The organism is Bacillus halotolerans, assembly GCF_004006435.1.
Taxonomy (GTDB): Bacteria; Bacillota; Bacilli; order Bacillales; family Bacillaceae; genus Bacillus; species Bacillus halotolerans.
Map to the genome: position 1 here is coordinate 3,277,809 of NZ_CP029364.1, position 26,836 is coordinate 3,304,644.

The window sequence follows — 26,836 nt, forward strand, 5'->3', positions numbered from 1 at the left end:
CTGCATGATGTAAGCGTTAATCAATGTTAAGCGGATAGGCAATGTGTCTGAAAATAACGACTTCTTTTTGTAAGCGTTATCAATACACAAGTTGACTTGAAAAGCCGACATGACAATGTTTAAATGGAAAAGTCAGATATTTTTCGGGAGAAAATGATGATTCACCCGGGAAAAAAGTACGAAAAACGAAGATGTTGATACAGAGTAAAAAGGAGCGTCAATCATGTCCAAAATTATTGCAATTAACGCAGGAAGCTCGTCTTTGAAATTTCAGCTTTTCGAAATGCCTTCAGAAACCGTTTTAACGAAGGGCTTAGTTGAACGAATCGGTATCGCCGACAGTGTGTTCACGATTTCTGTAAACGGCGAAAAAAATACAGAAGTAACTGATATACCTGATCATGCGGTAGCGGTTAAAATGCTGCTTAATAAGCTGACAGAATTCGGCATTATCAAAGATTTAAATGAAATTGACGGAATTGGACACCGTGTGGTACACGGCGGAGAAAAATTCAGCGATTCCGTTTTATTAACGGACGAAACAATTCAGGAGATCGAAGATATTTCTGAATTGGCGCCGCTGCACAACCCGGCAAATATCGTCGGAATTAAAGCCTTCAAAGAAGTGCTTCCAAATGTTCCTGCGGTTGCTGTTTTTGATACGGCATTCCATCAGACAATGCCTGAGCAGTCTTACCTGTACAGCCTGCCATACGAATACTATGAAAAATTCGGTATCCGTAAATACGGCTTCCACGGCACTTCTCATAAATATGTGACTGAGCGTGCGGCAGAGCTTCTCGGCCGTCCGTTAAAAGATTTACGCCTGATTTCCTGCCACCTTGGCAATGGCGCAAGTATTGCAGCTGTTGAAGGCGGAAAATCAATTGATACATCTATGGGCTTCACGCCGCTTGCCGGTGTTGCAATGGGTACACGCTCTGGAAACATCGACCCTGCCCTTATCCCATACATTATGGAGAAAACAGGCCAGACAGCTGACGAAGTACTGAATACATTAAACAAAAAAAGCGGACTGCTTGGCATCTCCGGTTTCTCAAGCGATCTTCGTGACATCGTTGAAGCAACGAAACAAGGAAATGAGCGCGCGGAAACTGCGCTTGAAGTCTTCGCGAGCCGCATCCACAAATACATCGGTTCTTACGCTGCCAGAATGAGCGGTGTGGATGCGATTATCTTTACTGCCGGTATCGGTGAAAACAGCGTAGAAGTCAGAGAACGCGTTCTTCGCGGTCTGGAATTTATGGGCGTATACTGGGATCCTGCGCTTAATAACGTACGCGGTGAGGAAGCGTTCATCAGCTACCCTCATTCTCCAGTAAAAGTTATGATCATTCCGACTGATGAGGAAGTCATGATTGCACGAGACGTTGTTCGTTTAGCTAAATAATGCAAAAAGCACATTCACTTGAATGTGCTTTTTTGTTGAAGCATCATAAAGGTAGACAAAAATACAAAGAGGTGAGCCAATGAGCGTTCAAGAGCATAAACAAGAAGCACCCGATATTGTCCGGTGCAAAGTGATTACTGTCAGTGATACGAGAACGGAAGAAACGGATAAAAGCGGCAGGCTGATGATCTCATCTTTAGAAGAAGCCGGCCATCAGATTGCTGCATATGAAATTGTGAAAGACGAAAAGGATGCCCTGCAGCGGTCTGTCTTAGCGGGATGCATGGATGATCAGACGGACGCGGTCCTCTTAAACGGCGGGACGGGTATTGCAAAGAGGGACGTCACCATTGAAGCCATTACGCCGTTGTTTTCTAAAGAGCTGCCCGGCTTTGGAGAAATATTCAGGATGCTCAGTTATACAGAAGACATCGGCTCCAGTGCGATCATGTCGAGAGCCACAGCCGGCGTTATCCAACACACAGCCATTTTTTCAACGCCAGGCTCCAGCGGTGCGGTAAAGCTGGCGATGAATAAGCTGATTATTCCGGAGATCGCCCATGTGGTCAGAGAAATCAGAAAAGACAAGTAAATGAATAAATACTACGAAACTTCACCTGGAAAAATGGGTGAAGTTTTTTTAATAAAAGGCTTGAAAAAAAGGAACTTACTTGTTAAAGTGTATACATACAAAATGTATTTTTATTAAATATAATTTATTTTTATACAAAAGAAACAGGGTTGAGAGGAGATTTTTATCATGGCAGAACAGAAAAAAGTCGTATTAGCATACTCAGGGGGTCTCGATACTTCCGTCGCGATAAAATGGCTTCAAGAGCAAGGGTATAATGTCATCGCCTGCTGTCTGGATGTCGGCGAAGGCAAGGACTTGGCGTTTGTTCAGCAAAAAGCGCTTGAAGTCGGCGCAACAAATTCTTACGTGATCGATGCAAAAGAAGAATTCGCCCAGGATTACGCGCTGTTATCTTTGCAGGCTCACACGATGTATGAAGGGAAATATCCGCTCGTGTCCGCATTGTCTCGGCCGCTTATTGCAAAAAAATTAGTCGAGATCGCAGAAAAAGAAGAGGCGCAGGCAATTGCGCACGGATGTACAGGGAAAGGAAATGACCAGGTGCGTTTTGAGGTATCAATTAAATCATTGAATCCTGACCTTGAAGTCATCGCTCCGGTTCGGGAATGGCAATGGTCTCGTGAAGAAGAAATTGAATATGCGGCAAGCCGCGGCATTCCGATTCCGATTAATCTTGACAGCCCATATTCCATTGATCAAAACCTTTGGGGACGCGCAAATGAGTGCGGCATTTTAGAAGATCCGTGGGCTGCTCCGCCAGAAGGAGCATACGACCTTACAGCGCCGCTGGAAAAAACACCGGATACACCGGAAGTGATAGAAATCGCATTTGAACAAGGCGTGCCTGTATCCATCGACGGCGTCTCTTACTCACTTTCTGAATTAATTTTAAAACTGAACGAAATTGCAGGCGCGCATGGTGTCGGACGTATCGACCACGTAGAAAACCGCCTTGTCGGCATTAAATCCCGTGAAGTATACGAATGCCCGGGTGCGATGACGCTTATCAAAGCACACAAAGAACTGGAAGATTTGACATTAGTGAAAGAGGTCGCGCACTTTAAACCGGCCATCGAACAAAAGCTGTCAGAAATCATTTACAACGGCTTATGGTTCTCACCTTTAAAAGACGCGCTGCACGCTTTCTTAAAAGAAACGCAAAAACACGTTACAGGCATCGTTCGCGTGAAGCTGTTTAAAGGCCATGCGATTGTAGAGGGGCGTAAATCAGAATACTCTCTATATGATGAAAAGCTTGCAACATATACAAAAGACGATGCGTTTGATCACCATGCGGCAATCGGATTTATCGAGCTTTGGGGACTTCCGACAAAAGTGAACAGCATCGTGAAAAAGAAGGAGCAGGTTAAAGCATGAAGAAGCTTTGGGGAGGCCGATTCCAAAAAACACCGGAAAAATGGGTCGACGAATTCGGCGCGTCCATATCATTTGACCAACATTTAGTGACCGAAGACATTACAGGGTCTCTCGCACATGCTGCCATGCTGAAAAAATGCGGTATCCTGACAGAAGAAGAAGAGCTGAAAATCCGTGAGGGACTGAATGCCCTTTTGCAAAAAGCAGAAGACGGGGCATTAGAGTTCTCAGTTGATTATGAAGATATTCATTTGAACATTGAGAAAATGCTCATTGACGAAATCGGCCCTCTCGGCGGCAAGCTGCATACCGGAAGAAGCCGGAATGACCAGGTGGCAACTGACATGCATTTGTACCTGAAAAACCATGTCACTCACATTATCGAGCTGATAGAGGCATTCCAAGGCGCGCTCATTGATAAGGCAGAAGCAAATGTTGAAACCATTCTGCCGGGCTACACTCATCTTCAGCGCGCCCAGCCGATTTCATTCGCTCACCATCTGCTTGCGTATTTCTGGATGCTGGAGCGCGACAAGGAACGTTTTCAGGATTCAATGAAGCGGATCAACAAATCTCCGCTCGGCTGCGGAGCGCTCGCGGGTACCACCTTCCCGATCGATCGTGAGTATTCAGCAGAGCTGCTCGGCTTTGATTCCATTTATGAAAACAGCCTCGACGGCGTCAGCGACAGAGATTTCATTTTGGAATTTTTAAGCAACAGCAGCATGCTGATGATGCACCTTTCCCGTTTCTCTGAAGAAATCATTCTGTGGTGCTCGCAGGAGTTTAAATTCATTGAGCTAGACGATACGTATGCAACGGGAAGCAGCATGATGCCGCAGAAGAAAAACCCGGATATGGCTGAGCTGATCCGCGGCAAAACAGGACGCGTGTACGGTGACATGATGGGGCTGTTTACGATCATGAAAGGCCTTCCGCTCGCTTATAACAAAGACCTGCAGGAAGACAAAGAAGGCATGTTTGACACGGTGAAAACGGTCGAAGGCAGCCTGCAAATCTTCACAGGCATGATTCAAACAATGACTGTGAACAAAGACATCATGAAGCAAGCGACAAAACAAGACTTTTCAAATGCGACGGAGCTGGCTGATTATTTAGCGAAAAAAGGAATGCCATTCAGAGAAGCGCACGAAGCGGTCGGAAAGCTTGTGTACACATGCATCGAAAAAGGAATCTATTTAAGCGACATGCCGTTTGACGATTTTCAGAAGGCGAGCGATCTCTTCGAAGAAGATATTTACACTGTTTTGGATCCTTATCATGCGGTCGAAAAAAGAATGAGCGCAGGAGGCACGGGCTTCAAACAGGTTGAGGAGGCGCTCGTAAAGGCGAAAGCTTGCGTGGCTGCCGGAGTTTGTTAAAATTTCCTTCATAAAATCTCGTCATTATAGCCAACCTACCCCTATAATGATGGGAGGCAGAAGGATGAAAAAAGAACCGGAACGCTATATTTATGATGAACAAGAAAGCCAGGAGACAACAAGGCTCATTTCCGAAGCATATCAAAGCGGTTATGTGGATATCCCGGATCAAGAGCCTTCATCTTCTGCGGAATAGGCTGTCTATTATAGGCAGCTTTTTTTGTATGGCAAAGTGTAAAAAGTGATATTGCCGGCCTTTTATAGTAAAGTAGAAGAAGAAACACTTTATTGAAAAGCGGCGACGTTGCTTTGGGAGGTATTCATGTGCGACATGCTTTAATTACTGCCGGTTCGAAGGGATTAGGCCGCAAAGTGACTGAAACATTGCTTGCAAAGGGGTATTCAGTAACAGTGAATTACAGGCAGGATGAAGAGGCAGTAAACCGCCTGAAGGAAGCCTGTCCTGATTACCTTGACCGGCTGCAATTTGTAAAAGGTGATGTCACCAAAAAAGAAGATTTGCTGCGCATCGCAGACGCTGCCTTGGACCGCTTCGGGAGAATCGACTTTTTGATTAACAACGCGGGGCCATACATATTTGAACGAAAAAAGTTAGCTGATTATACCGATGACGAATGGTACGGTATGCTGGAAGGGAATTTAAGCGCCGTCTTTCACTTATTCAAAGCAGTTATTCCGGTCATGAGAAAACAGCAATTCGGGCGTATCATCACGTACGGATTTCAAGGCGCGGCACACGCACCCGGCTGGCTTCACCGCTCCGCTTTCGGCGCCGCAAAAGTGGGATTGGCTTCTTTAACAAAAACAATTGCGATAGAAGAAGCTGAATCGGGCATAACCGCTAATATGGTTTGCCCGGGCGACATTGTCGGCGACATGAAGGAAGCGTCAATTGAGGAAGCCAGACAGCGTATCGGCAAAGAAAAAACGCCGATAGGAAGATCCGGCACCGGTGAAGATATCGCCAGAATCATTGCCTTTTTGTGCGAAGAGAACTCAGACCTGGTGACAGGAACTGTAATTGAAGCAACCGGGGGCCTCAATGTGATTAACAAGAATCAATCCACATAAGTTTTTCAGCATCTTAAAAAGGGAAAATGAAAACATAAAAAACAAAGTGACGAGGTGAAGGAAATGAAAGTAACGTATCACGGACATTCTGTAGTTGCAGTAGAAACGAATGACCACCATATTTTATTTGACCCGTTTTTGACAGGAAATTCGTTAACCGATTTAAAGCCGGAGGATGCAAAAGCGGACGCTATCTTATTGACTCACGGCCACAATGACCACGTGGGCGACACTGAGCAAATCGCAAAGGAAAATAACGCGCTGGTTGTGGCACCCAATGAGCTGGCTGTATATTTGGGATGGAAAGGGTTAAATGTTCACCCTATGCACATCGGCGGCTCCCATCAGTTTGATTTTGGGAAAGTGAAGCTTACACAGGCCTTTCATGGATCTGCCATCACTGACGAAGAAAACAAAACGATCACCTACACAGGCATGCCATCCGGTATTCTGCTGACTGTTGAAGGCAAAACGATCTTCCACGCCGGCGATACGGCTCTTTTCTCTGACATGAAGCTGATCGGGGAGCTGAACCATATTGATCTTGCCTTCCTGCCGATCGGCGACAACTTTACGATGGGGCCTGAAGACGCCAAACTAGCTGCAGAATGGCTGCGGGCAAAACAAGTTGTACCGGTTCATTACAATACATTCCCGGTCATCGAGCAAGACCCGGAAGCATTTGCAGACAGCCTGCCGGGCGGAGTCGGAAAAGTCATGGCCGTCGGTGAATCGATTGAGCTTTAAACGCTGAAAGCATCTCCTGAAAATCAGGAGATGCTTTTTATTTTTCGTGCGGAATGACCGTTGTCATTTTTGCCATTTATAATTCGGAACTGACCGCAGCTTTCAGCTCTTGGCTGCGCTGATGGAAGCAGTTGTTAATTCGATCAATTAAGTCCTTTGTCGCGCTGTCAAAATGTTTTTCTTTTCTGTTTGTCAAAAGCCCTATAGGCGGTGATATGTCTAGATTGATAATGGGGATGACTTTTGTGCCTTTCAGCGGTTTAGAATGTGCCGTACTGGTGAAGATTGAAATACCAATGTTTTCTCGCACGTAATATTCATGTGCCATGCTGCTTGTGAGCTCCATTTTCTTGTAATGATTACTAAATGCCTTATGCAAGTGCTGTTCAATTTGAATACGAATGGGGCAATTGGCAGGCGTAAATATAAAACATTCGCCTTCTAAATCAGATAAATGAACAGCTTTTTTCTCAGCGAGCCGATGACGATCAGATACAATTAAATTTAAAGTGTCATAAAAAAACGGTTTGTAATAATTTTCAAGAATCAGTTCCGGTTCGCCGCAGACTGCAAAATCAATAGTGCCGTCTAAAAGCTTTTGGCTGCAGGTATTGGCGTCATCTACGTTTACATTAACCGTTATCTTTGGATAATCATTTAAGAAATCCTTCAGAATATCAGGAAATATGAAGCTTGCAGTCGGCTCTGAAATGCCTACATTGATAATGCCGGCATCCCCTTCCTTTAAGTCGGAAAGAGTGTGCGTAAGCGCCTCGTATTGAGTTAAAAGATCCCCTGTTTTTTCGAAAAAGAGTCTTCCGGCTTTTGTCAGCTGCAGGTGTTTTCCCCGTTCAAACAATTGCACGCCTAAATCCTGCTCTAATTGCTTCATGCGCATCGATATTGTCGGCTGTGAATAGTTTAATATTTCCGCAGCCTTATAGAAGCTTCCGAATGTAACAATCGTATGAAACGTTTTAATTGAGCGAAACTCCAATATGCTTCTCCCCCCTGTCTTTTCATCATTACATTTTCTGAACTCAAGGATTATTTTTTTTGATTAGTCAAACATGAAAGTATGCTTTATAGTATAAACAATAAAAGCTTAGTAAACAAATAGGAATTGTATATTTTGTGGAGGAGAGTGCTCAAAATGAGTGAGGATATTTTTCGATTGGCAACTGTTGAAGATGCACCGGAGTTTTTAAAACTGGTTAACAGCGCCTTTCAACCAATTCGGCAGCTGGATATTGATTGGCCTTCCACAAGAGCTGACATACATATGGTGTCAGAAAATATCAAAAATCATTCAGCAGTTGTGCTGGAGCGGGACGGCAAGCTCATCTCAACGATTACCATCCGGTTTCCATGGGAGAATGAATCGCCCCCTTCAAAATATCCATTTGTATGGTGGTTTGCAACGCTGCCGGAATATAAAGGGAAAGGCGTCGGCAGTAAGCTGCTGACGTATGTTGAGGAAAAAGTGCTGCGGGATATGCTGAAGGCACCGGCGCTGACGCTCGGCACCTCGGCGCGCAAGCATCCTTGGCTCGTCGATATGTACAGAAGGAGGGGGTATGAAGTGTATTTTGAGCAGGAGAAAGATGGGGATATAGGTGTCATGATGCATAAGGTTCTGATTCCGGAACGATTTGAGCCGTCGCTTTTAGGCACCCCCAGCTGGGCATAATGAGAGGCAGCCTATGAATAAGCGAATGAGAATAGCTTTTCTGCTGTCGGTGTTTGGATTACTGGCTGGATGCGGACAGGAAACAAACGGGAAAACGGATAGTCAGGCTCAAACGATTATTGTCGGCACTGGGACAGATTTTCCGAATATTGCATTTTTAAATGAAAAAGGCGATTTGACCGGGTACGACATTGAAGTGATGAAAGCCATCGATAAACAATTGCCTCAATATACCTTCGAATTTAAGACGATGGATTTCTCAAATCTTCTGACGAGTCTTGGAAATAAAAAAATTGATGTGATCGCCCACAATATGGCCAAAAACAAAGAGCGCGAAAAACGTTTTTTGTATCATAAAGTGCCGTATAACTATTCGCCGATGTATATCACCGTGAGAGAGGATAATAACAAGATTGATACATTAAAAGATTTACACGGAAAAACAGTCATTGTCGGTGCCACATCAAATGCAGCGGATTATATCACGACGTACAACAAAGCTCACGGCAATCCGATTCATCTGAAATACGCCGGACAGGGAAGCAATGACACGGCCAATCAAATTGAAACCGGCCGTGCCGACGCAACCATATCCACACCGTTTGCGGTCGACTTTCAAAATAAAACGCACGCTTTCCGTCAAAAGACAGTCGGTGATGTGTTATTGGATACTGAGGTATATTTCATGTTCAATAAAGGCAGTCAAACCTTAGCTGATGATACGGATCAAGCCATTAAAAAGCTGGAGAAAGACGGAACGTTAAAAAGGCTGAGTCAAAAATGGCTCGGCGCAGATTACTCAAAATCAAGTTTTAAAAATAAATGAAGCTGAAAATGAGGCGATAAGATGAGGACAAAAGCAGCTGTCATGACAATATTGTTTGCCGTTACAACAGTCCTTTCGGCTTGCGGCGGCAGCCAAACAACGGGGGCTGGAGAAAAGAAGGTGCAGACGATTACGGTCGGAACCGGGACCCAATTTCCGAATATTTGCTTTATTAATGATGATGGCGATTTGACCGGTTATGATGTCGAGCTGGTCAAAGAGATTGATAAGCGTCTGCCGAATTATAAATTCACTTTCAAAACGATGGAATTTTCCAACCTGCTTGTCAGTCTCGGCCAGCATAAAGTCGATATCGTGGCACATCAAATGGAGAAAAGCGAAGAGCGTGAAAAAAAGTTTCTCTTTAACGAGGTCGCCTACAATCATTTCCCTTTAAAAATAACCGTCCTTCAAGATAACGATACCATTCACGGGATTGAAGATTTAAAAGGGAAACGGGTCATTACAAGCGCAACCTCAAACGGCGCGCTTGTGTTGAAAAAATGGAATGAGAAACATGGCGATCCATTCGAGATTGCCTATGCGGGCCAGGGTTCAAACGATGCCGCGAACCAGCTGCAGTCAGGCCGTGCCGACGCAACAATCTCAACGCCTTTTGCAGTGGATTTTCAAAACAAAACGAGCGCGATAAAAGAAAAAACGGTCGGTGATGCGCTCTCCAATGCCAAAGTGTATTTTATGTTTAACAAAAATGAACAAACATTACGTAAAAACATTGACAAAGCATTACAGGAAATCATTGATGACGGAACACTGAAAGAGCTCAGTTTAAAATGGCTGGGCGACGATTATTCCAAGGAACAGTATTGAGTATAAAGAGAGGGAGCCGTGATGGAAAAAGCGTTTGATATCAGCATGATTGCAGATTTTGTACCGACCTTAATCGGCTATCTGCCGGTTACATTATACATTTTAACGCTGTCATTGCTATTCGGGTTTGTATTGGGGCTCTTTTTAGCGCTGCCCCGCATCTATAACTTTCCTATTGTAAATCAATTTGCAAGAGTGTATATCTCGTTTTTCAGAGGTACACCCGTTATGGTGCAGCTTTTTATCGTGTTTTATGGCATACCGGCGCTGACGGGGGTGATAGGGATTGATACATCAAAAATGGATCCGTTTTATGCCGCTGTTGCAACATACGCGTTAAGCAATGCCGCAGCAGCAGCTGAAATCATTCGAGCAGGGGCGGGCAGTGTTGATAAAGGCCAAACGGAAGCGGCGTACAGTATTGGTCTCAGCGGAAGGCAGGCTTTCAGGCGCATCGTTCTGCCCCAGGCCTTTGTGCAGGCTTTTCCGAATATGGGAAACATGGTGATCAGTTCTTTAAAAGATACGTCTCTTGCTTTTTCAATAGGTGTGATGGATATGTCGGGAAGGGGCCAAACACTGATTACCTCAAGCAATCATTCTCTTGAAGTGTACATTGCGCTATCCGTTGTTTATTATGCCGTAGCAGTTTTATTCGAAAGGTTCTTTACATTGGCCGAAAAACGAATCAAGAAGGATCAAAAACGACTTGTTACCGTTTTTGACATGAACATACATTGAAATATGTACGGGGACTAGGAGGGGAGAAGATTGCAATTTGACTTTCCATTTATTGCTTCCGCCATGAAAGAAATGATAAAAACCATTCCGCTGACATTGATGATGGCTGTTTTGCCGATCATCCTCGGATTTCTTGCGGCACTTGGAAATATAATGGTCAGAATTTTTAGAATAAAGGGATTGGCGGCTTGTTCAAGGCTTTATGTGTCATTTTTTCGGAGTACACCTGCCATTCTCCATATTATGCTGATTTATTTAGGCGTGCCGCCGATTGTGGATCGTGTCAGCAGCTTTTTTCATCTCGGCTGGTCCGCCAATGAGATTCCGGTCGCCGTGTTTGTGGTCATGGCTTTGTCTTTAACTGCTGGTGCTTATTTAACAGAAATTATCCGGTCGGGCATCTTGGCAATGGATACCGGACAGGTCGAAGCGGCCTATTCAATCGGCCTGACGCACGGTCAAACCTTTCGTCGAGTGATATTGCCGCAGGCACTGATGGTTTCAATCCCTAACTTCACAAATTTAGGCATCGGGTTTTTGCATACGACCTCTATTGCAGCTATAGTGGCTGTTCCTGAAATAACAGGGACAGCGACTATCGTTGCTTCTGATAATTATGCATTTTTGGAAGCCTTTATCGGAGCGGCGATTATCTATTGGGTGCTGACTCTTATGATGGAAACCGTAAATGGAATATTTGAGAGGAAGGCATCCAGATTTCAAGGAGGCACTTTATGATTGAGATTAAAAATATTCATAAGCGTTTTGGCATGCACCAGGTATTAAGAGGAATAAATCTGACTGTGCACAAAGGAGAAGTTGTGACAATTATCGGTCCAAGCGGGTCAGGGAAAACCACCTTTTTACGCTGCCTTAATTTATTAGAAAGGCCGGACGAAGGGATCATCTCTTTACATGACAAAGTGATTAATTGCAGTTTTCCGACAAAAAAAGACACTCGCTGGCTCAGAAAACAGACAGCAATGGTATTTCAGCAATATCATTTGTTTACTCACAAAACGGTGATTGAAAATGTCATGGAGGGTTTGACGGTCGCCCGGAAAATGAGAAAACAAGACGCGTATGCCATAGCAGAGAACGAGCTGATAAAGGTTGGGCTTCAAGACAAATTGAACGCTTATCCGAGTCAATTATCGGGAGGGCAAAAACAAAGGGTTGGAATAGCGAGGGCGCTTGCCATTAATCCTGATGTGCTGCTGTTCGATGAGCCGACAGCTGCGCTTGACCCAGAGCTGGTCGGCGAAGTTCTTGAGGTCATGCTCGATATTGTGAGGACCGGAGCCACTATGATCATTGTTACACATGAAATGGAGTTTGCGAAAAGGGTTTCAGATCAAGTTGTTTTTATGGATGAGGGCGTCATTGTTGAACAAGGAACTCCGGATGAAGTCTTCCGCCATACGAAAAAAGAAAGAACAAAGCGGTTTCTCCGCCGTGTTTCGCCGGAGTATTTATATGAAATAAAAGAACACATAAAGGAGCCGGTGATATGATCCGCTTAAGTATATTAGACCAAAGTCTGGCAGGTGAAGGAGAAACCGCAGCCGATACATTACAGCATACGGTGAAGTTGGCGCAGATGGCTGAAGAGTATGGATATTACCGTTTTTGGGTCGCTGAACATCACAACAATAGTGATATTGCCGGCTCCGCTCCTGAAGTTCTTTTAGGGTATCTTGCCGCAAGCACAAAGACCATACGTTTAGCATCCGGCGGCGTGATGCTGCAGCATTATAGCCCATACAAAGTGGCGGAGCAGTTTCATCTATTGTCTGCATTAGCTCCCGGACGCATTGACCTTGGAGTAGGCAAAGCGCCCGGCGGTTTTCAGCTGTCGACAGACGCTCTGCAATATGAATATGTAAAACCGGCGCGCAAGTTTGAAGAAAAGCTGGAGGATCTCACTCATTTCATTCGGGATGATTTTCCAGATGCCCACTGTTTTGCGCAACTGCGGCCGGCACCGCAGGCTGAACACAGGCCGGGACTTTTTCTGCTGGGGGGAAGCACAGAGAGCGCAATTTCAGCTGCAAAACTGGGAATATCTTTTGTCTTTGCTTACTTTATTAACGGTGAAGAGAAAGTGCTAAAAGAAGCCCGCCGAGCCTTTGACACGCATCTGCCAGCAGGCTCTGAAGCGGAATTTCACCTTGCTCCCGCTGTTTTTGCGGCGCGTACAAAGGAAGAGGCACAAAAACATATTGAGTCGCGTGAATCGATAAAAGTGATTGTGCAAGATGGGAGGAGAGTGAATGTCGGTACCCGCGAACAAGCCGAAGCCTATCTTGAGAACGTCAGCCAGCCCTATGACATCATCGTCCAAAAAACCGGGGTGATTGCCGGAACGAAGGAAGAAGCGGCGGACGAATTAAAACGTTTATCAGACACATACAGAATTAACGATTTTGTCATTTTTTCACCGATCAAAAATGCAGACGAAAAACGGCTGTCTTATCAGCTGCTGAGTGATGCAGTTCTAGCCGCAAAACAATAAGGGGGATAAAACATGAGCGATTTTGTCAACGTTGTGGTTTGGAGTAAGAAAGGCTGTGCATATTGCGAAGAAGTCAAAAATTATTTACATGAAAAAGCAATAGCATTTCAAAATATCGATGTTTCGGAGAAGGAAGAGCTGAGAGACATTTTACAGGTGAAATACGGAGTACACCACGTTCCTGTGGTAGAAGTTGGCGGCGGTAATCGTTATGAAGGGATTACTGAAATTGGTATTAAAAATCTTGAGCTTGCACTTGCCAATTACGCTCAGATTAAGGAGGAAAAAAGGTGACGCGAAGAAATGATATTCAGTTTGGAGCCATTATTCATGGGGTTGGGGGAACAACTGACGGCTGGCGTCACCCTGAAGTCGATCCTTCCGCAAGTACAAACGTGGAATTTTACAAGCAAAAGGCTCAAACAGCTGAAAAAGGCTTGTTCAGTTTCATTTTCATTGCAGACGGCTTATTTATTTCTGAAAAATCAATTCCCCATTTTTTAAATCGATTTGAACCCATCACCATATTATCGGCGCTTGCGTCCGTCACAAAAAACATTGGTTTAGTAGGTACGTTCTCTACTTCTTTTACTGAACCATTTACGATTTCAAGGCAGTTAATGTCGCTGGATCACATCAGCGGGGGGAGGGCTGGCTGGAATCTGGTTACTTCTCCGCAGGAAGGAGCTGCACGCAATCATAGCAGAACCAGACTGCCAGAACACACCGAGCGTTACGTTATTGCACAAGAGCATTTGGATGTTGTGCGTGGTTTGTGGAATTCCTGGGAGAAGGACGCATTTATACACAATAAAGAAACAGGGCAGTTTTTTGATCCGGCAAAGCTTCATCGTCTGAATCACAAAGGAGAATATTTTCAAGTAGAGGGGCCTTTAAATATCGGGCGCTCAAATCAGGGAGAGCCTGTCGTGTTTCAAGCGGGTTCTTCAGAAACAGGCCGTCAATTTGCGGCCAAAAATGCAGATGCGATTTTTACCCATTCCAATTCATTAGGCGAGACAATCGCATTTTATGCGGATATTAAAAAGCGGGCTGCCGCTCAAGGGCGCGACCCTTCCAGCGTGCTGATTTTTCCGGGAATCAGCCCGATTGTGGCAGATACGGAAGAAGAAGCAGAGAAGAAATACTGGGAATTTGCAGAATTGATTCCGATTGAGAATGCAGTTACTTATTTGGGGAGATTTTTTGATGATTACGATCTGAGTGTGTTCCCGCTTGATGAACCGTTTCCCGATATTGGCGAAGTTGGAAAGAATGCTTTTCAAAGCACAACAGATCGAATTAAGAGAGAAGCGAAAGCCAGAAACATGACACTACGGGAAGTGGCGCGGGAAATGGCTTTTCCAAGGACTCCATTCATCGGTACACCAGAGCAGGTCGCCTCCTTGCTTGAGACTTGGTTCAAAGCCGAAGCTGCTGACGGTTTTATCATCGGGTCGGATATCCCGGGAACACTTGATGCCTTTGTAGAAAAAGTGATTCCGATTCTTCAAGAAAGAGGGCTGTACCGCAGAGACTATAACGGCGGGACATTGCGGGAAAATCTTGGGCTTGATACTTCGGTTCATCATCCTTTTGTACATTCATCAAATCATTAATAGGAGAAGCGGGAGGAGGATGACTTTTTTGGCAATCATTGCAGGTACGGTTGTGAAAGGAAAACAGTTGGGCAGAAAATTAGGATTTCCCACAGCAAATATAGAAACCGAAATAAACGGGCTTCCTAACGGCGTTTACGGGGTTCTGGCGGCGATCAACCAGCAATTTTATTTAGGGGTTATGAATATCGGAGTGAAACCAACGATTGGTCCTAATCTGAAAAAAACCATTGAGATTTTTTTGATTCACTTTGATAGGGAGATCTACGGAGAACATATGGAATGCAGCATTCTCTTTAAAATAAGAGATGAAAGAAGGTTTTATTCTTTGGAGTCACTAAAAGAGCAAATCAAAAAGGATATTTCATACGCTTCCAAACGCTTTGAACGTATGGGAATTGCATCTCAAAATAAAGAAAGCCTGCTCTCACACCCTGAGTTAAATCTTCCGGACCTCAGCTTTTACAAGAAGTATAACAGTTTATACGGGATCAACCGCGGTGTATACAATGTGATTGACAATTGGTTTTTTGAGTATGGTATTACACAAGTTGCATATCGGCGTATATATATTTTATCTTTTTTAAGCTTTTTGCAGGCAGAGAATGAGAACCCTCCCAGTAAGTGTGTAAAATTTGGGCCGGGCGGTCTTGCATTTAAATTGAGCCGTTTTATTACTGCTTATATTGAAGAGACTGGAGATCTTGTGATGTTAAAGGCAGATAGGTAAAGAGCTGAAAGGAGGAGAAAACATGCCTTTAGATTATTGGAGAAATATAGAAGGGGCATACCCATATCAGACAGCAAAAACAATTGAAGATGATAGCGAGCATAATCCATTGAATCTCTTATCGCTTGAAAAAGAGCTCATCGCAATACGCCGGCATCTGCACCAATACCCCGAGCTGTCAAAAGAAGAATTTGAAACAACCGATTTTATTGCAAAATGCCTTGGAGAAAAGGGCATACCAATTCGTCCTACATCATTAAAAACAGGTGTATTCGCAGATATAGCAGGGGAGTCAGAAGGTCCGGCCATTGCTTTGAGGGCTGATATTGACGCGCTGCCAATCGAAGAAAAAACAGGGTTGCCCTATGCATCTAAAAAGAAAGGAATCATGCACGCGTGCGGCCATGATTTTCACACGGCAGCGCTTCTTGGTGCGGCCTTTTTGCTAAAGGAAAATCAAGATAGCCTGAAAGGAAAGGTTCGTTTGTTATTCCAGCCGGCTGAGGAATCAGGCGCAGGCGCTGCAAAAGTGATAGCGGATGGCCAATTGGATGGCATTGAAGCAGTTATCGGTCTTCACAACAAACCCGATATACCGGTTGGCGCTGTAGGGTTAAAAACAGGCCCTCTTATGGCTGCTGTTGACCGATTTAAAGTAACGATACAAGGAAAAGGCGCTCATGCAGCATTGCCGCATAATGGTTTTGATCCTATTGTCGGCGCCTCTCAGCTTATCGTCGCCCTGCAAACGATTGTAAGCAGAAATGTAAATCCGCTAAAAAGCGCGATTGTAACTGTAGCGAAAATCGAAGGCGGCAGCACATGGAACGTCATCCCCGATACAGCGGTGATCGAAGGTACTGTTCGAACATTTGATTCAGAGGTTCGGGAACAAGTGAAGCAGCGTTTTCTGTCTGTTGCAGAGCAGATTTCTTCTGCTTTTTCTTTGAAGGCGAATGTGAAGTGGATTTCCGGACCGCCGCCGCTTTGTAATGATACAGCAATAACTGAAATCGTAAAAGCTGCTGCTCATAAAGCACAGCTTCAGGTCATTTCACCCGACCCATCCACTGCCGGGGAGGATTTTGCTTACTATTTGGAGCATATTCCCGGATCCTTTGTTTTTTTTGGAACAGGCGGTGATCATGATTGGCATCACCCGGCATTTACAATTGATGAAACTGCCATTATAAAAGCCTCTTATTTTTTATATGAAAGCGCTAGAAGATTATTAGGATAATGAACGCAGGAATGAAGAGTCAGAGATGGTTTGCTTTGAGAAAATATTCGATTGATACAGACGAGGTGTGCTGATGAAGAAATTAATTGTTTTTGCATTTATAGGCTTGTTATCGCAATTAATAGACGGTTCGTTAGGTATGGCTTATGGTGTTACCTCAACTTCGCTGTTATTAGCTTTCAGCATAACGCCTGCTGTTGCTTCGGCTTCTGTCCATTTAGCGGAAGTCGTCACGACTGCCGCATCAGGAGTGTCACATATTAAATTTGGAAATGTTGACAAACAAACTGTTTATCAGCTTGTCATTCCCGGTTCAATAGGGGCTTTTTTAGGCGCTGCATTTCTCAGCCATTTACCCGGAGATGTGGCGAAACCCTATATTTCTTTGTTTCTGCTCCTGCTGGGCGGATATGTATTGATAAGATTTTTATTTCAATACAAGCCGGCTCTTGAGAAAAAACATGTACCGTTAAGCAGAAAACAATCCATTCCCTTAGGAGTGATCGCCGGTTTTGCAGATGCCACAGGAGGAGGTGGCTGGGGCCCCGTCACCACTCCGATTTTATTATCCCGAAAAGGCCTGAGTCCGAGGAAAGTAGTAGGAACTGTAGATACTAGTGAGTTTGCCATCGCAGTATCTGCAACTGTCGGTTTTCTTGTTTCATTGGGATGGGAGGATGTCAATTGGTTATGGGTGTGTTCGTTAATGGCTGGCGGAATTATCGCGGCCCCTATCGCAGCATGGCTCGTACAGAAATTTCACCCGCAATTGATGGGTGTGCTTGTAGGAGGATTTATTATATTAGTAAATGCGAGAACATTGATAAATGAATGGATTGAAAACACAGCTGTTTATCCATTTATCTATACGGCGATAGGAGCAATATGGCTGTTTGCTGTTTTATTTGTTTTATCTAAAATAGGGAATAAAAAGATTGTAAAAGCAGCAGTTGACATCAATATAAAAGAAAAATAAAGACATTGTTTTTATAGATGTGAAAGGAATCACGAAGGCCAGGAGCTTGCGGGAAGTCTGAATGATGGATTCGTTCTTCAGCACCCAACAGAACACTGCGCTGTAAGAAGCCGGGCAGGCTTCCTTTTTATTTTCCTGCCTCATTGCGAATCAATCATCCGAGCCCTTATAATAAAAGCAGAAGACTGTCCCTTAGAGGTGAAAGGTTTGGCAACTAAGCATGAACAAATTTTAACATATATTGATTCGCTGCCTGTCGGTGAAAAAATTTCTGTGCGGAGAATCGCAAAGGAAATGAAAGTAAGTGAAGGCACGGCGTACAGAGCGATCAAGGAAGCAGAGAATAAAGGCTTTGTCAGTACGATTGAACGTGTCGGAACAATCAGAATTGAACAAAAGAAAAAAGAAAATATCGAAAAGCTTACATATGCAGAGGTTGTAAACGTCATAGACGGACAAGTGCTCGGAGGCCGGGCCGGACTCCATAAGACATTAAATAAATTTGTCATAGGCGCAATGGAGCTGGATGCGATGATGCGGTACACGGCAGCCGGAAATCTTTTGATTGTCGGAAATCGAATCAATGCACACAGACAGGCGCTTGAGGCAGGCGCCGCTGTACTTGTAACGGGCGGATTTAACACAGATGACAGCATCGTGCAGCTGGCAGACGAGCTTGAGCTGCCGATTTTATCCACGAGCTATGACACCTTTACAGTCGCCGCTATGATTAACCGAGCTATTTATGACCAGCTGATCAAAAAAGAAATCGTTCTGGTGGAGGACATTTTAACGCCCGCTGACCGTACGATATATCTTTCACCTAAGGATAAACTTGAAAAATGGTACGAGAAAAATTTTGAAACGGGCCATGGGCGTTTCCCGGTTGTCGACGAACAAATGAAAATCCACGGGATCTTGACTTCGAAAGATATCGCAGGTCACGACCGGAATGCACCCATTGAAAAAGTCATGACAAAAAATCCGGTTACGGTTATTGGAAAAACGTCTGTCGCCTCAGCGGCGCAAATGATGGTATGGGAAGGGATCGAAGTGCTTCCCGTCACTGACGGACACCAAAAACTGATTGGCATGATCAGCCGCCAAGACGTGCTGAAAGCTCTTCAAATGATTCAAAAGCAGCCTCAAGTCGGGGAAAAGCTTGATGATATCGTCTCAAGAGGATTTAAAGATGAGGATGAGGATAAACAGGATCAGACGGTTTATCAGTATGAAGTAACGCCGCAAATGACAAATCAGCTGGGGACGATTTCTTATGGCGTGTTTACGACCATTTTGACGCAAGCGGCCAATCGGTTTTTGCGCTCGAAAAAACGCGGCGAACTAGTGATAGAAAGCATCACCATTTTCTTTTTGAAGCCTGTGCAGATGGAGTCGGTCATCGAAGTCAAGCCGCGCATTTTAGAGGCTGGAAGAAAGTTCGGAAAAATGGAAGTTGAAGTGCACAGCCAAGGCCATATCGTGTCTAAAGCAATGCTGATGGTTCAGCTGATGGAAAGAAGCTAAGGGACGTCTCAGGCGCCCCTTACGCGTGATCTCTTTCAGCTTCTTTGGCGTGAAGGGGATTGTAATGGCTGTAGGCTTTATAACCTGCCCATGCGCTTCCGGCTCCGATGACGATAAAGATGCCGCCGATTACTAACGTTAATACTGAATGGAATAATATCATTTGATTGAGTCCGTAAAACAGCACCAGCGATCCTAATGCCATGCTAGATTTTGCTGAAAAGATTTCTTTTTCCAAAGATTGCTTTGCCCGTACGCCTTTTACTTTATAGTACACATAAAAGCAGGCTGAAAGCCCAATCAAAAAAACAAGAACCAGCATAAATGAAATCCTCCATCGTAAAAGTTTACAAACCCATTCTATACAAAAACGGGCTTGGTTTTGACGTTATTTTTCTTTTCCGTCGGCAGAGAATGTGATTTAATGAAAAAAAACAATAAAGGAGTATCAAATGAAAACAGAATTGATCAGAACCATATCATTATATGACACGATTATCTTACATAGACATGTGCGCCCTGACCCGGATGCCTACGGATCTCAGTGCGGACTTACGGAAATCCTGCGTGAAACGTATCCTGAAAAAAATATTTTTGCGGTCGGCACGCCAGAACCGTCCCTCTCTTTCTTATATACCCTCGATGAGGTGGACGATGAAACATATAAAGGCGCCCTTGTGATCGTCTGCGATACGGCAAATCAGGAAAGAGTCGACGATCAGCGTTATTTATCAGGCGCCAAACTAATGAAAATCGACCACCATCCGAACGAAGATCCTTACGGCGATCTTCTATGGGTCGATACGAATGCCAGCTCAGTGAGTGAAATGATTTACGAGCTGTATTTAGAAGGAAAAGAGCACGGCTGGAAGCTGAATACAAAAGCTGCAGAGCTGATCTATGCCGGCATTGTCAGTGATACCGGACGCTTCTTATTTCCCAATACAACGGAAAAAACATTAAAATATGCAGGCGAGCTTATTAAGTATCCGTTCTCTTCTTCAGAGCTGTTTAATCAATTGTATGAAACAAAACTGAATGTGGTGAAGCTTAACGGCTATATCTTTCAAAATGTGTCTTTGTCTGAAAATGGCGCTGCTTCTGTTTTCATCAAAAAGGATACTCTTGAAAGGTTCGGCACAACGGCTTCTGAAGCGTCGCAGCTTGTCGGGACGCTTGGAAATATCTCAGGTATTCGCGCATGGGTGTTTTTCATAGAAGAAGACGATCAAATCAGAGTCAGATTCCGTTCAAAGGGGCCTGTTATTAACGGACTCGCCCGGAAATATAACGGCGGAGGGCATCCTCTGGCTTCAGGCGCCTCCATTTACAGCTGGGATAAAGCGGAACAGATTTTAGCTGATCTGGAGACGTTATGTAAAGAACACAAGTAGAGGGGAGACCCTCTCTCTTAGTGTTCATCTGTGACGGGGATGAACCAGCAGCCGAACTCAGTAAGGTCCTCGTAGACTTGGAGATTGTGAGATTGAAGTTCTTTTTTGATGAGGGAAGCGAGTGAGTTTGTTTCGGCATATGCAGAAAAACCTTGTCTGAGTCGGGCTGCTTGATCTTTTGCTAACTGACGGTCACTGTAAACCTCCATTTCCCTTCCTCCTCCTTTCGCTATTAAGCCTCATTTATAGTTTATAAAAAAGAATGGGAAAAAGCGACAGGAGTTTGAAAAATTTAAAAAAATTCCATATTTACGTCGCGAATGATATTTCGATTTCTACCGAAAGCCTTGTGTAAATAATTAATTCCTTGACGGCTGCCTCATATTTTTTTTCATTGATCGTATAGACTTTATTTTCAATTGTCCGTTTTAAAAGCTCCTTCGTTTTATAGACGCTTTCTATATCCTTTGTAATGACCTCTGAAATATCATCCTTTACATGCTCCTCGAATTTTGTTTTATCAGGCTGCGAAATTTTATATTTTTCTCCATTCAGCAATTTGACATCGACGCTTTGAATAAGCAGTTTTCTTTTATTGTCTTCATTTAGTTTGTGGAGGTCTTCCTGATAGATGGAAATTTGGTCGTTCAAGTCTTTGACGTGCTCTTTTTGTTTTTCGATGAGGGAAACCTGCTCCTCCTGGAATGTTCCGTATGTAAACAGGAAAAAAAACCAGCTGATCACGGCTCCGCACATCATACCTGCAAAAAAACGCTGCCATCCCGGTTTCTTGTAATGCTGCGGCACTCTCATGAAGAAATATGCTCCTGCGTCAGCCATGAAATAATAAGCCAGCCGCTTTGCGCCCCGCCCATGGCCGAGATAATGAGAAGAATCTGCTTGAATAAATCTCTCGTATTGCCTTCAAGAATACCCCGTTCAAAGCTGTATACCGCATCGAATGTACCGCCGATAGCGGCGACCAGTGCCCATATTTTTAATCTGTTCGCAAGCTTTGTAATAACCGTAAGTGGGGCTTCGCCTGCCAAATATGCTCCAAGGCCTCCGATGAGTGCGCCTCCGATCAGCACCCCTAATGCTATAAAATAACTGTTGATAAAATTTACCATAAAACCAGCTTCCTGATCCATCTTGATCACCTCACCTTTTATATCATATTGAGCATTCGGGACAAGTATGATGACGACTCGAAAAAGAACATTTGTTTCTTTTGAAAACCCGACTTATAATGAAGAAAGAAATGGATCGTAATGGAGAAAGAGGTGATAGCATGTCTTTTGTTCACCTGCAAGTGCATAGCGGGTACAGCCTGCTAAACAGCGCCGCGGCTGTGGAAGAGCTCGTCAGTGAAGCTGACAGGCTCGGATATGCGTCTTTGGCGCTGACAGATGATCATGTCATGTACGGAGCTATACAATTTTATAAAGCATGCAAGGCGAGGGGGATCAACCCGATTATCGGCTTGACGGCTTCTGTTTTCACAGATGATGACGAGCTCGAAGCCTACCCTCTCGTCCTGCTGGCAAAATCAAATACAGGCTATCAAAACCTGCTGAAAATCAGCAGCGTCCTGCAATCGAAATCAAGAAACGGCCTGAAGCCAAAATGGCTTAACAGCTATCGCGAAGGCATTATTGCGATCACCCCCGGCGAGAAGGGCTATATTGAAATGCTGCTTGAAGGAGGGCTGTTTGACCAGGCCGCTCAAGCCGCACTTCATTTTCAGTCTATATTCGGAAAAGGCGCTTTTTATTTATCCTTTCAGCTGTTTAAAGAAAATAAATTCTTATCTGAGCAAATCCTCCGGCTGTCTGAAGAAACGGGAATTCCGGTCACGGCGACAGGCGATGTTCATTATATAAGGAAAGAAGATCAGGCTGCCTATCGCTGTTTGAAAGCGATAAAGTCAGGTGAAAAACTCACTGAGGCATCAAACGAAGAGATGCCGGATCTCGACTTGAAATCCATTGATGAAATGCGTGTTATATACCAAGAGCATCCTGAGGCATTGCAAGCATCTGTTGAGATTGCAGAACAATGCCGGGTTGACGTCAGTCTGGGACAGACCCGCCTGCCATCATTTCCGACTCCAGACGGTACATCCGCGGATGATTATTTGACGGATGTTTGTATGACAGGGCTCCGCAGCCGCTTCGATACACCAGATGAACAGTATATTCGACGTCTTCAATATGAACTTGATGTCATCAAGCGGATGAAGTTCAGCGATTATTTTCTGATCGTATGGGATTTTATGAAGCACGCCCATGAAAAAGGGATTGTGACAGGACCGGGAAGGGGTTCTGCGGCGGGATCGCTCGTAGCTTATGTCCTCTATATCACGGACGTTGATCCGATCAAGCATCACCTGCTGTTTGAAAGGTTTTTAAACCCGGAACGAATCAGTATGCCGGATATTGATATCGACTTTCCGGATACGAGAAGGGACGAGGTCATTCAATACGTTCAGCAGAAATACGGCGCAATGCACGTCGCCCAGATTATTACCTTCGGGACGCTGGCGGCAAAAGCGGCGCTTCGGGACGTCGGAAGGGTATTCGGTGTAAGCCCGAAGGAAGCGGATCAGCTTGCGAAGCTCATTCCTTCAAGGCCGGGCATGACCTTGGATGATGCGAGAAAGCAATCGCCGGAGCTGAATAAGCGACTCAGTGAGTCAAGTCTGCTTCAGCAAGTGTTTACGATTGCCAGAAAAATAGAAGGTCTTCCGAGACATACGTCAACCCACGCGGCCGGCGTTGTCTTAAGTGAGGAACCGTTAACTGATGTTGTCCCGCTTCAGGAAGGACATGAAGGGATCTATTTAACGCAATACGCGATGGATCACCTCGAAGATCTGGGCCTTTTGAAAATGGATTTCTTGGGCTTGCGCAACCTGACACTCATCGAGTCCATCACTTCAATGATTGAAAAAGAAAAAAATATTAAAATAGATCTTTCGAGTATTTCTTATCAAGACGAAAAAACATTCTCCCTGCTGTCAAAAGGGGATACGACAGGGATTTTCCAGCTTGAATCCTCAGGAATGAGAAGCGTTTTGAAAAGGCTTAAGCCTTCAGGATTAGAAGATATTGTCGCGGTAAACGCACTGTACCGGCCCGGCCCGATGGAAAATATTCCGTTATTTATCGACCGTAAACACGGGCGCGTGCCGGTTCATTATCCCCACGAAGATTTAAGAGGGATATTGGAAGATACGTATGGTGTCATCGTTTATCAGGAGCAAATTATGGTGATTGCTTCGCGTATGGCAGGATTTTCTTTAGGCGAGGCGGACCTGCTCAGACGTGCAGTCAGCAAAAAAAAGAAAGACATTCTTGACCGAGAGCGAAGCCATTTTGTTGAAGGGTGCTTAAAAAAGGAGTATTCTGTAGACACTGCAAATGAAGTCTACGATTTAATCGTCAAATTCGCAAACTATGGCTTCAACAGAAGCCATGCGGTGGCATACAGCATGATCGGCTGCCAGCTTGCGTATTTGAAGGCTCATTATCCTTTATATTTTATGTGCGGATTGCTTACAAGCGTCATTGGCAATGAGGATAAAATAGCTCAATATCTTTACGAAGCGAAGGGGAGCGGGATTCGTATCCTTCCTCCGTCAGTGAACAAAAGCAGCTATCCGTTTACAGTTGAAGACGGGGCTGTCAGGTACAGCCTCCGTGCGATAAAAAGTGTAGGCGTCTCAGCAGTCAAAGATATATATAAAGCAAGAAAAGAGAAACCATTTGAAGATCTTTTCGATTTCTGCTTTCGCGTGCCGTCAAAAAGCGTAAATCGCAAAACGCTTGAAGCACTCATATTTTCTGGTGCAATGGACGAATTCGATCAAAACCGGGCTACGCTGCTCGCATCGATTGATGTTGCGTTAGAGCATGCCGAGCTATTCGCCGCGGACGATGACCAAATGGGATTGTTTTTAGAAGAATCGTTCTCCATTAAACCGAAGTACGTGGAAACCGAGGAGCTTCCGCTTGTGGATATTCTTGCATTTGAAAAAGAAACGCTCGGTATTTATTTTTCAAATCATCCGCTCTCTGCCTTTCGAAACCAGCTGACAGCGCGAGGAGCGGTACCCATTCAGCAAGCTCAGCAGGCTGTTAAAAAGCAGGTTTCACTCGGTGTCCTGCTGTCGAAAATCAAAACGATTCGGACAAAAACAGGTCAAAACATGGCGTTTTTAACGTTAAGTGATGAGACCGGCGAAATGGAAGCCGTTGTGTTCCCTGAACAATTCAGACAGCTTTCTCCGGTTTTAAGAGAGGGCGCTCTATTGTTCACAGCAGGGAAATGTGAAATCAGGCAGGAAAAAGTCCAGTTTATTATGTCCAGAGCGAAATTGCTGGAAAATATGAATGCTGAAAAAGCGCCATCGGTTTATATGAAAATAGAAAGCAGTCAGCACAGTCAGGAGATCCTGACAAAGATCAAGCGCATTTTGCTGGAGCATAAGGGGGAAACCGGCGTTTATCTCTATTATGAAAGGCAAAAACAGACGATAAAGCTTCCTGAGGCGTTCCATATCGATGCGGATCACCAGGTGTTATACCGCTTAAAAGAGCTGTTAGGTCAAAAAAACGTCGTTTTAAAACAGTGGTAACCATTCGCTTTTTGTTATACAATTGGAGCAATTATGTTACTCTGTTTAAATATTCTGATAGATCTACTCCGCAGAATGCAGCAATCAATGCAGCAGCATACGAATCAAAAAATTCCATTAAGGAGTGTTTAGGAGAATGTCATTAAGAGAAGAAGCATTACATCTGCATAAAGTGAACCAGGGGAAGCTCGAATCCAAATCTAAAGTAGAGGTTAAAAATGCGAAAGATTTAAGCCTTGCTTATTCCCCGGGTGTAGCAGAACCATGTAAGGATATTCATGAAGACATTAACAAAGTATATGATTATACAATGAAGGGGAACATGGTAGCAGTTGTGACAGACGGTACAGCTGTGCTCGGCCTTGGAAATATCGGCCCTGAAGCCGCACTTCCTGTTATGGAAGGTAAAGCCGTTCTTTTCAAAAGCTTTGCCGGCGTAGACGCGTTCCCAATTGCTTTGGGCACAAATGATGTTGATAAAATCATTGAAACCGTTAAATTGCTTGAACCGACATTTGGCGGTGTCAACCTTGAAGATATCGCGGCGCCAAACTGCTTCATCATTGAAGAGCGTCTGAAAAAAGAAACGAACATCCCGGTTTTCCATGACGATCAGCACGGCACAGCGATTGTCACAGTAGCTGGTCTTGTAAACGCGCTGAAATTGTCTGGGAAATCCATGTCTTCCATTAAAGTTGTGGCTAACGGCGCCGGTGCTGCAGGTATTGCGATCATTAAGCTTCTTTACCATTTCGGCGTGCGCGACATCGTGATGTGCGATTCAAAAGGAGCCATTTATGAAGGGCGTCCGAACGGTATGAACGATGTTAAAAACGAAGTGGCGAAATTCACAAACCAAGACCGTAAAGACGGCTCTTTGGAAGATGTGATCGCTGGTGCTGACGTATTTATCGGTGTGTCTGTCGAAGGTGCGCTAACAAAAGAAATGGTACAAAGCATGGCGAAAGATCCAATCATTTTCGCAATGGCAAACCCGAATCCGGAAATTATGCCGGAAGATGCGCGTGAAGCTGGAGCAAGCGTTATCGGAACAGGCCGTTCAGATTTCCCGAACCAAGTAAACAATGTGCTTGCCTTCCCGGGAATTTTCCGTGGAGCGCTTGACGTGCGCGCTACTCACATTAACGAAGAAATGAAGATTGCAGCGGTTGAAGCCATTGCTTCACTAGTATCAGACGATGAGCTTAGCCCAGAGTACGTCATCCCTGCACCGTTTGATAAACGTGTTGCGCCTGCTGTGGCTAAGGCTGTGGCGAAAGCGGCGATGGAAACAGGTGTGGCAAGAATTACTGTAGATCCTGAAGAAGTTGCAGAAAAAACCAGAAAACTTACGATTATTGGCGAATAATTTTAATTCATTCCAAAAATGGCAGCGCGTTGGCGGAGACCGGCGCGCTGTTCTCAAGTTAAACTTGCGGCTGAAATTTTTTTGGGGTCAGGACTTAAAAAAATTTCAGCCGAGTTTAACATGATTTTTGAATAC

The 26,836-nt window shown here is 44.5% G+C and carries 28 protein-coding genes; 23 read left to right on the top strand and 5 right to left on the bottom strand.

All coding sequences use genetic code 11. The features are described from left to right. Window positions 1-223: 223 nt before the first annotated feature. The 7 genes from DIC78_RS16835 to DIC78_RS16865 all read left to right on the top strand — a co-directional run bounded on the left by DIC78_RS16835 (window position 224) and on the right by DIC78_RS16865 (window position 6,604). Complete coding sequence (locus DIC78_RS16835) at window positions 224-1,411, top strand: acetate kinase (protein WP_024122488.1); 1,188 nt, start codon at window positions 224-226, stop codon at window positions 1,409-1,411. 79 nt (window positions 1,412-1,490) lie between these two features. Continuing rightward, a complete protein-coding gene (locus tag DIC78_RS16840; protein ID WP_106020261.1) occupies window positions 1,491-2,003 on the top strand; it encodes a MogA/MoaB family molybdenum cofactor biosynthesis protein in 513 nt (170 codons plus the stop codon). Window positions 2,004-2,171: 168 nt separating this feature from the next. Next, complete coding sequence (locus DIC78_RS16845; RefSeq protein ID WP_127696646.1) at window positions 2,172-3,383, top strand: argininosuccinate synthase; 1,212 nt, start codon at window positions 2,172-2,174, stop codon at window positions 3,381-3,383. Beyond that, window positions 3,380-4,765: an argininosuccinate lyase gene (gene argH, locus DIC78_RS16850; protein WP_106020260.1), complete on the top strand. Its 1,386-nt coding sequence runs from the start codon at window positions 3,380-3,382 to the stop codon at window positions 4,763-4,765. Before DIC78_RS16845 ends, argH begins: the two co-directional genes overlap by 4 nt. 64 nt (window positions 4,766-4,829) lie before the next feature. After that, window positions 4,830-4,961 (top strand): hypothetical protein, encoded by a 132-nt coding sequence (locus DIC78_RS22015; protein WP_010335290.1) that lies wholly within the window; start codon window positions 4,830-4,832, stop codon window positions 4,959-4,961. Window positions 4,962-5,089: 128 nt separating this feature from the next. Continuing rightward, window positions 5,090-5,857 (top strand): SDR family oxidoreductase, encoded by a 768-nt coding sequence (locus tag DIC78_RS16860; protein WP_059335663.1) that lies wholly within the window; start codon window positions 5,090-5,092, stop codon window positions 5,855-5,857. A 63-nt stretch (window positions 5,858-5,920) separates the two neighbouring features. Beyond that, on the top strand, window positions 5,921-6,604 hold the full coding sequence (locus DIC78_RS16865) for a metal-dependent hydrolase (RefSeq protein WP_127696648.1): 684 nt from the start codon (window positions 5,921-5,923) through the stop codon (window positions 6,602-6,604). Window positions 6,605-6,680: 76 nt separating this feature from the next. Here the strand turns inward: DIC78_RS16865 and DIC78_RS16870 are convergent, their stop codons facing one another. Next, window positions 6,681-7,601, bottom strand: coding sequence for a LysR family transcriptional regulator (locus tag DIC78_RS16870; RefSeq protein ID WP_106022162.1), 921 nt, complete (start codon window positions 7,599-7,601; stop codon window positions 6,681-6,683). Between the two features lie 156 nt (window positions 7,602-7,757). Here DIC78_RS16870 and DIC78_RS16875 point away from each other — a divergent pair, with 156 nt between their 5' ends. From DIC78_RS16875 to DIC78_RS16935, 13 genes are all read left to right on the top strand, one after another. Further along, entirely contained in the window at window positions 7,758-8,294 is a 537-nt protein-coding gene (locus DIC78_RS16875; protein ID WP_106020258.1) for a GNAT family N-acetyltransferase, read from the top strand. 13 nt (window positions 8,295-8,307) lie between these two features. Further along, window positions 8,308-9,120 (top strand): amino acid ABC transporter substrate-binding protein, encoded by an 813-nt coding sequence (locus DIC78_RS16880; RefSeq protein WP_106020257.1) that lies wholly within the window; start codon window positions 8,308-8,310, stop codon window positions 9,118-9,120. A gap of 21 nt (window positions 9,121-9,141) precedes the next feature. Beyond that, the gene (locus DIC78_RS16885; protein ID WP_024122478.1) at window positions 9,142-9,951 is read left to right on the top strand and encodes an amino acid ABC transporter substrate-binding protein; all 810 of its coding nucleotides are present in this window, start codon (window positions 9,142-9,144) and stop codon (window positions 9,949-9,951) included. Window positions 9,952-9,972: 21 nt separating this feature from the next. Next, the gene (locus tag DIC78_RS16890) at window positions 9,973-10,692 is read left to right on the top strand and encodes an amino acid ABC transporter permease (RefSeq protein ID WP_024122477.1); all 720 of its coding nucleotides are present in this window, start codon (window positions 9,973-9,975) and stop codon (window positions 10,690-10,692) included. 30 nt (window positions 10,693-10,722) lie between these two features. Continuing rightward, complete coding sequence (locus tag DIC78_RS16895) at window positions 10,723-11,430, top strand: amino acid ABC transporter permease (RefSeq protein WP_101860130.1); 708 nt, start codon at window positions 10,723-10,725, stop codon at window positions 11,428-11,430. Further along, window positions 11,427-12,206 (top strand): amino acid ABC transporter ATP-binding protein, encoded by a 780-nt coding sequence (locus DIC78_RS16900; protein WP_024122475.1) that lies wholly within the window; start codon window positions 11,427-11,429, stop codon window positions 12,204-12,206. The genes DIC78_RS16895 and DIC78_RS16900 overlap by 4 nt, the downstream gene beginning before the upstream one ends. Further along, a complete protein-coding gene (locus DIC78_RS16905; RefSeq protein ID WP_127696649.1) occupies window positions 12,203-13,207 on the top strand; it encodes an LLM class flavin-dependent oxidoreductase in 1,005 nt (334 codons plus the stop codon). Before DIC78_RS16900 ends, DIC78_RS16905 begins: the two co-directional genes overlap by 4 nt. Before the next feature lie 12 nt (window positions 13,208-13,219). Continuing rightward, entirely contained in the window at window positions 13,220-13,501 is a 282-nt protein-coding gene (locus DIC78_RS16910) for a glutaredoxin family protein (protein ID WP_106020256.1), read from the top strand. Beyond that, complete coding sequence (locus DIC78_RS16915) at window positions 13,498-14,826, top strand: LLM class flavin-dependent oxidoreductase (protein ID WP_106020255.1); 1,329 nt, start codon at window positions 13,498-13,500, stop codon at window positions 14,824-14,826. Before DIC78_RS16910 ends, DIC78_RS16915 begins: the two co-directional genes overlap by 4 nt. A gap of 28 nt (window positions 14,827-14,854) precedes the next feature. Further along, entirely contained in the window at window positions 14,855-15,556 is a 702-nt protein-coding gene (gene ribR, locus DIC78_RS16920) for an RNA-binding riboflavin kinase RibR (RefSeq protein WP_127696650.1), read from the top strand. 22 nt (window positions 15,557-15,578) lie between these two features. After that, window positions 15,579-16,796, top strand: coding sequence for an amidohydrolase (locus DIC78_RS16925; RefSeq protein WP_106022163.1), 1,218 nt, complete (start codon window positions 15,579-15,581; stop codon window positions 16,794-16,796). A gap of 73 nt (window positions 16,797-16,869) precedes the next feature. Beyond that, window positions 16,870-17,772, top strand: coding sequence for a sulfite exporter TauE/SafE family protein (locus DIC78_RS16930; protein ID WP_024122469.1), 903 nt, complete (start codon window positions 16,870-16,872; stop codon window positions 17,770-17,772). Between the two features lie 207 nt (window positions 17,773-17,979). After that, window positions 17,980-19,299: a CBS domain-containing protein gene (locus DIC78_RS16935; protein ID WP_044153858.1), complete on the top strand. Its 1,320-nt coding sequence runs from the start codon at window positions 17,980-17,982 to the stop codon at window positions 19,297-19,299. A 19-nt stretch (window positions 19,300-19,318) separates the two neighbouring features. On the opposite strand, the gene DIC78_RS16940 is transcribed toward DIC78_RS16935, so the two are convergent. Next, window positions 19,319-19,621: a YtpI family protein gene (locus DIC78_RS16940; protein WP_024122467.1), complete on the bottom strand. Its 303-nt coding sequence runs from the start codon at window positions 19,619-19,621 to the stop codon at window positions 19,319-19,321. Between the two features lie 130 nt (window positions 19,622-19,751). Here DIC78_RS16940 and nrnA point away from each other — a divergent pair, with 130 nt between their 5' ends. Then, the gene (nrnA, locus tag DIC78_RS16945; protein WP_127696651.1) at window positions 19,752-20,693 is read left to right on the top strand and encodes a bifunctional oligoribonuclease/PAP phosphatase NrnA; all 942 of its coding nucleotides are present in this window, start codon (window positions 19,752-19,754) and stop codon (window positions 20,691-20,693) included. A gap of 17 nt (window positions 20,694-20,710) precedes the next feature. Here the strand turns inward: nrnA and DIC78_RS16950 are convergent, their stop codons facing one another. The 3 genes from DIC78_RS16950 to ytrH all read right to left on the bottom strand — a co-directional run bounded on the left by DIC78_RS16950 (window position 20,711) and on the right by ytrH (window position 21,844). Further along, window positions 20,711-20,902 (bottom strand): YtzJ family protein, encoded by a 192-nt coding sequence (locus tag DIC78_RS16950; RefSeq protein WP_010335284.1) that lies wholly within the window; start codon window positions 20,900-20,902, stop codon window positions 20,711-20,713. Between the two features lie 100 nt (window positions 20,903-21,002). After that, window positions 21,003-21,506: a sporulation membrane protein YtrI gene (gene ytrI / locus DIC78_RS16955; RefSeq protein WP_024122465.1), complete on the bottom strand. Its 504-nt coding sequence runs from the start codon at window positions 21,504-21,506 to the stop codon at window positions 21,003-21,005. After that, window positions 21,503-21,844 carry a sporulation membrane protein YtrH gene (gene ytrH / locus DIC78_RS16960; protein ID WP_024122464.1) on the bottom strand — a complete coding sequence of 114 codons (342 nt, stop codon included), beginning with the start codon at window positions 21,842-21,844 and terminating at the stop codon, window positions 21,503-21,505. The genes ytrI and ytrH overlap by 4 nt, the downstream gene beginning before the upstream one ends. Window positions 21,845-21,984: 140 nt before the next feature. Here ytrH and dnaE point away from each other — a divergent pair, with 140 nt between their 5' ends. Both dnaE and ystJ read left to right on the top strand, forming a co-directional pair. Beyond that, the gene (gene dnaE, locus DIC78_RS16965; protein WP_127696652.1) at window positions 21,985-25,332 is read left to right on the top strand and encodes a DNA polymerase III subunit alpha; all 3,348 of its coding nucleotides are present in this window, start codon (window positions 21,985-21,987) and stop codon (window positions 25,330-25,332) included. Window positions 25,333-25,468: 136 nt separating this feature from the next. Next, on the top strand, window positions 25,469-26,701 hold the full coding sequence (gene ystJ, locus DIC78_RS16970; RefSeq protein WP_095714225.1) for an NADP-dependent malic enzyme: 1,233 nt from the start codon (window positions 25,469-25,471) through the stop codon (window positions 26,699-26,701). Window positions 26,702-26,836 lie beyond the last annotated feature (135 nt).

What these genes read in the sequence shown, in the direction of transcription:
- DIC78_RS16835 (WP_024122488.1), top strand. Translation starts at nt 224, where the DNA reads ATGTCCAAAATTATTGCAATTAACGCAGGAAGCTCGTCTTTGAAATTT.
- DIC78_RS16840 (WP_106020261.1), top strand. Translation starts at nt 1,491, where the DNA reads ATGAGCGTTCAAGAGCATAAACAAGAAGCACCCGATATTGTCCGGTGC.
- DIC78_RS16845 (WP_127696646.1), top strand. Translation starts at nt 2,172, where the DNA reads ATGGCAGAACAGAAAAAAGTCGTATTAGCATACTCAGGGGGTCTCGAT.
- argH (WP_106020260.1), top strand. Translation starts at nt 3,380, where the DNA reads ATGAAGAAGCTTTGGGGAGGCCGATTCCAAAAAACACCGGAAAAATGG.
- DIC78_RS22015 (WP_010335290.1), top strand. Translation starts at nt 4,830, where the DNA reads ATGAAAAAAGAACCGGAACGCTATATTTATGATGAACAAGAAAGCCAG.
- DIC78_RS16865 (WP_127696648.1), top strand. Translation starts at nt 5,921, where the DNA reads ATGAAAGTAACGTATCACGGACATTCTGTAGTTGCAGTAGAAACGAAT.
- DIC78_RS16875 (WP_106020258.1), top strand. Translation starts at nt 7,758, where the DNA reads ATGAGTGAGGATATTTTTCGATTGGCAACTGTTGAAGATGCACCGGAG.
- DIC78_RS16880 (WP_106020257.1), top strand. Translation starts at nt 8,308, where the DNA reads ATGAATAAGCGAATGAGAATAGCTTTTCTGCTGTCGGTGTTTGGATTA.
- DIC78_RS16885 (WP_024122478.1), top strand. Translation starts at nt 9,142, where the DNA reads ATGAGGACAAAAGCAGCTGTCATGACAATATTGTTTGCCGTTACAACA.
- DIC78_RS16890 (WP_024122477.1), top strand. Translation starts at nt 9,973, where the DNA reads ATGGAAAAAGCGTTTGATATCAGCATGATTGCAGATTTTGTACCGACC.
- DIC78_RS16900 (WP_024122475.1), top strand. Translation starts at nt 11,427, where the DNA reads ATGATTGAGATTAAAAATATTCATAAGCGTTTTGGCATGCACCAGGTA.
- DIC78_RS16905 (WP_127696649.1), top strand. Translation starts at nt 12,203, where the DNA reads ATGATCCGCTTAAGTATATTAGACCAAAGTCTGGCAGGTGAAGGAGAA.
- DIC78_RS16910 (WP_106020256.1), top strand. Translation starts at nt 13,220, where the DNA reads ATGAGCGATTTTGTCAACGTTGTGGTTTGGAGTAAGAAAGGCTGTGCA.
- DIC78_RS16925 (WP_106022163.1), top strand. Translation starts at nt 15,579, where the DNA reads ATGCCTTTAGATTATTGGAGAAATATAGAAGGGGCATACCCATATCAG.
- DIC78_RS16930 (WP_024122469.1), top strand. Translation starts at nt 16,870, where the DNA reads ATGAAGAAATTAATTGTTTTTGCATTTATAGGCTTGTTATCGCAATTA.
- DIC78_RS16940 (WP_024122467.1), bottom strand. Translation starts at nt 19,621, where the DNA reads ATGCTGGTTCTTGTTTTTTTGATTGGGCTTTCAGCCTGCTTTTATGTG.
- nrnA (WP_127696651.1), top strand. Translation starts at nt 19,752, where the DNA reads ATGAAAACAGAATTGATCAGAACCATATCATTATATGACACGATTATC.
- DIC78_RS16950 (WP_010335284.1), bottom strand. Translation starts at nt 20,902, where the DNA reads ATGGAGGTTTACAGTGACCGTCAGTTAGCAAAAGATCAAGCAGCCCGA.
- ytrI (WP_024122465.1), bottom strand. Translation starts at nt 21,506, where the DNA reads ATGAGAGTGCCGCAGCATTACAAGAAACCGGGATGGCAGCGTTTTTTT.
- ytrH (WP_024122464.1), bottom strand. Translation starts at nt 21,844, where the DNA reads ATGGATCAGGAAGCTGGTTTTATGGTAAATTTTATCAACAGTTATTTT.
- dnaE (WP_127696652.1), top strand. Translation starts at nt 21,985, where the DNA reads ATGTCTTTTGTTCACCTGCAAGTGCATAGCGGGTACAGCCTGCTAAAC.
- ystJ (WP_095714225.1), top strand. Translation starts at nt 25,469, where the DNA reads ATGTCATTAAGAGAAGAAGCATTACATCTGCATAAAGTGAACCAGGGG.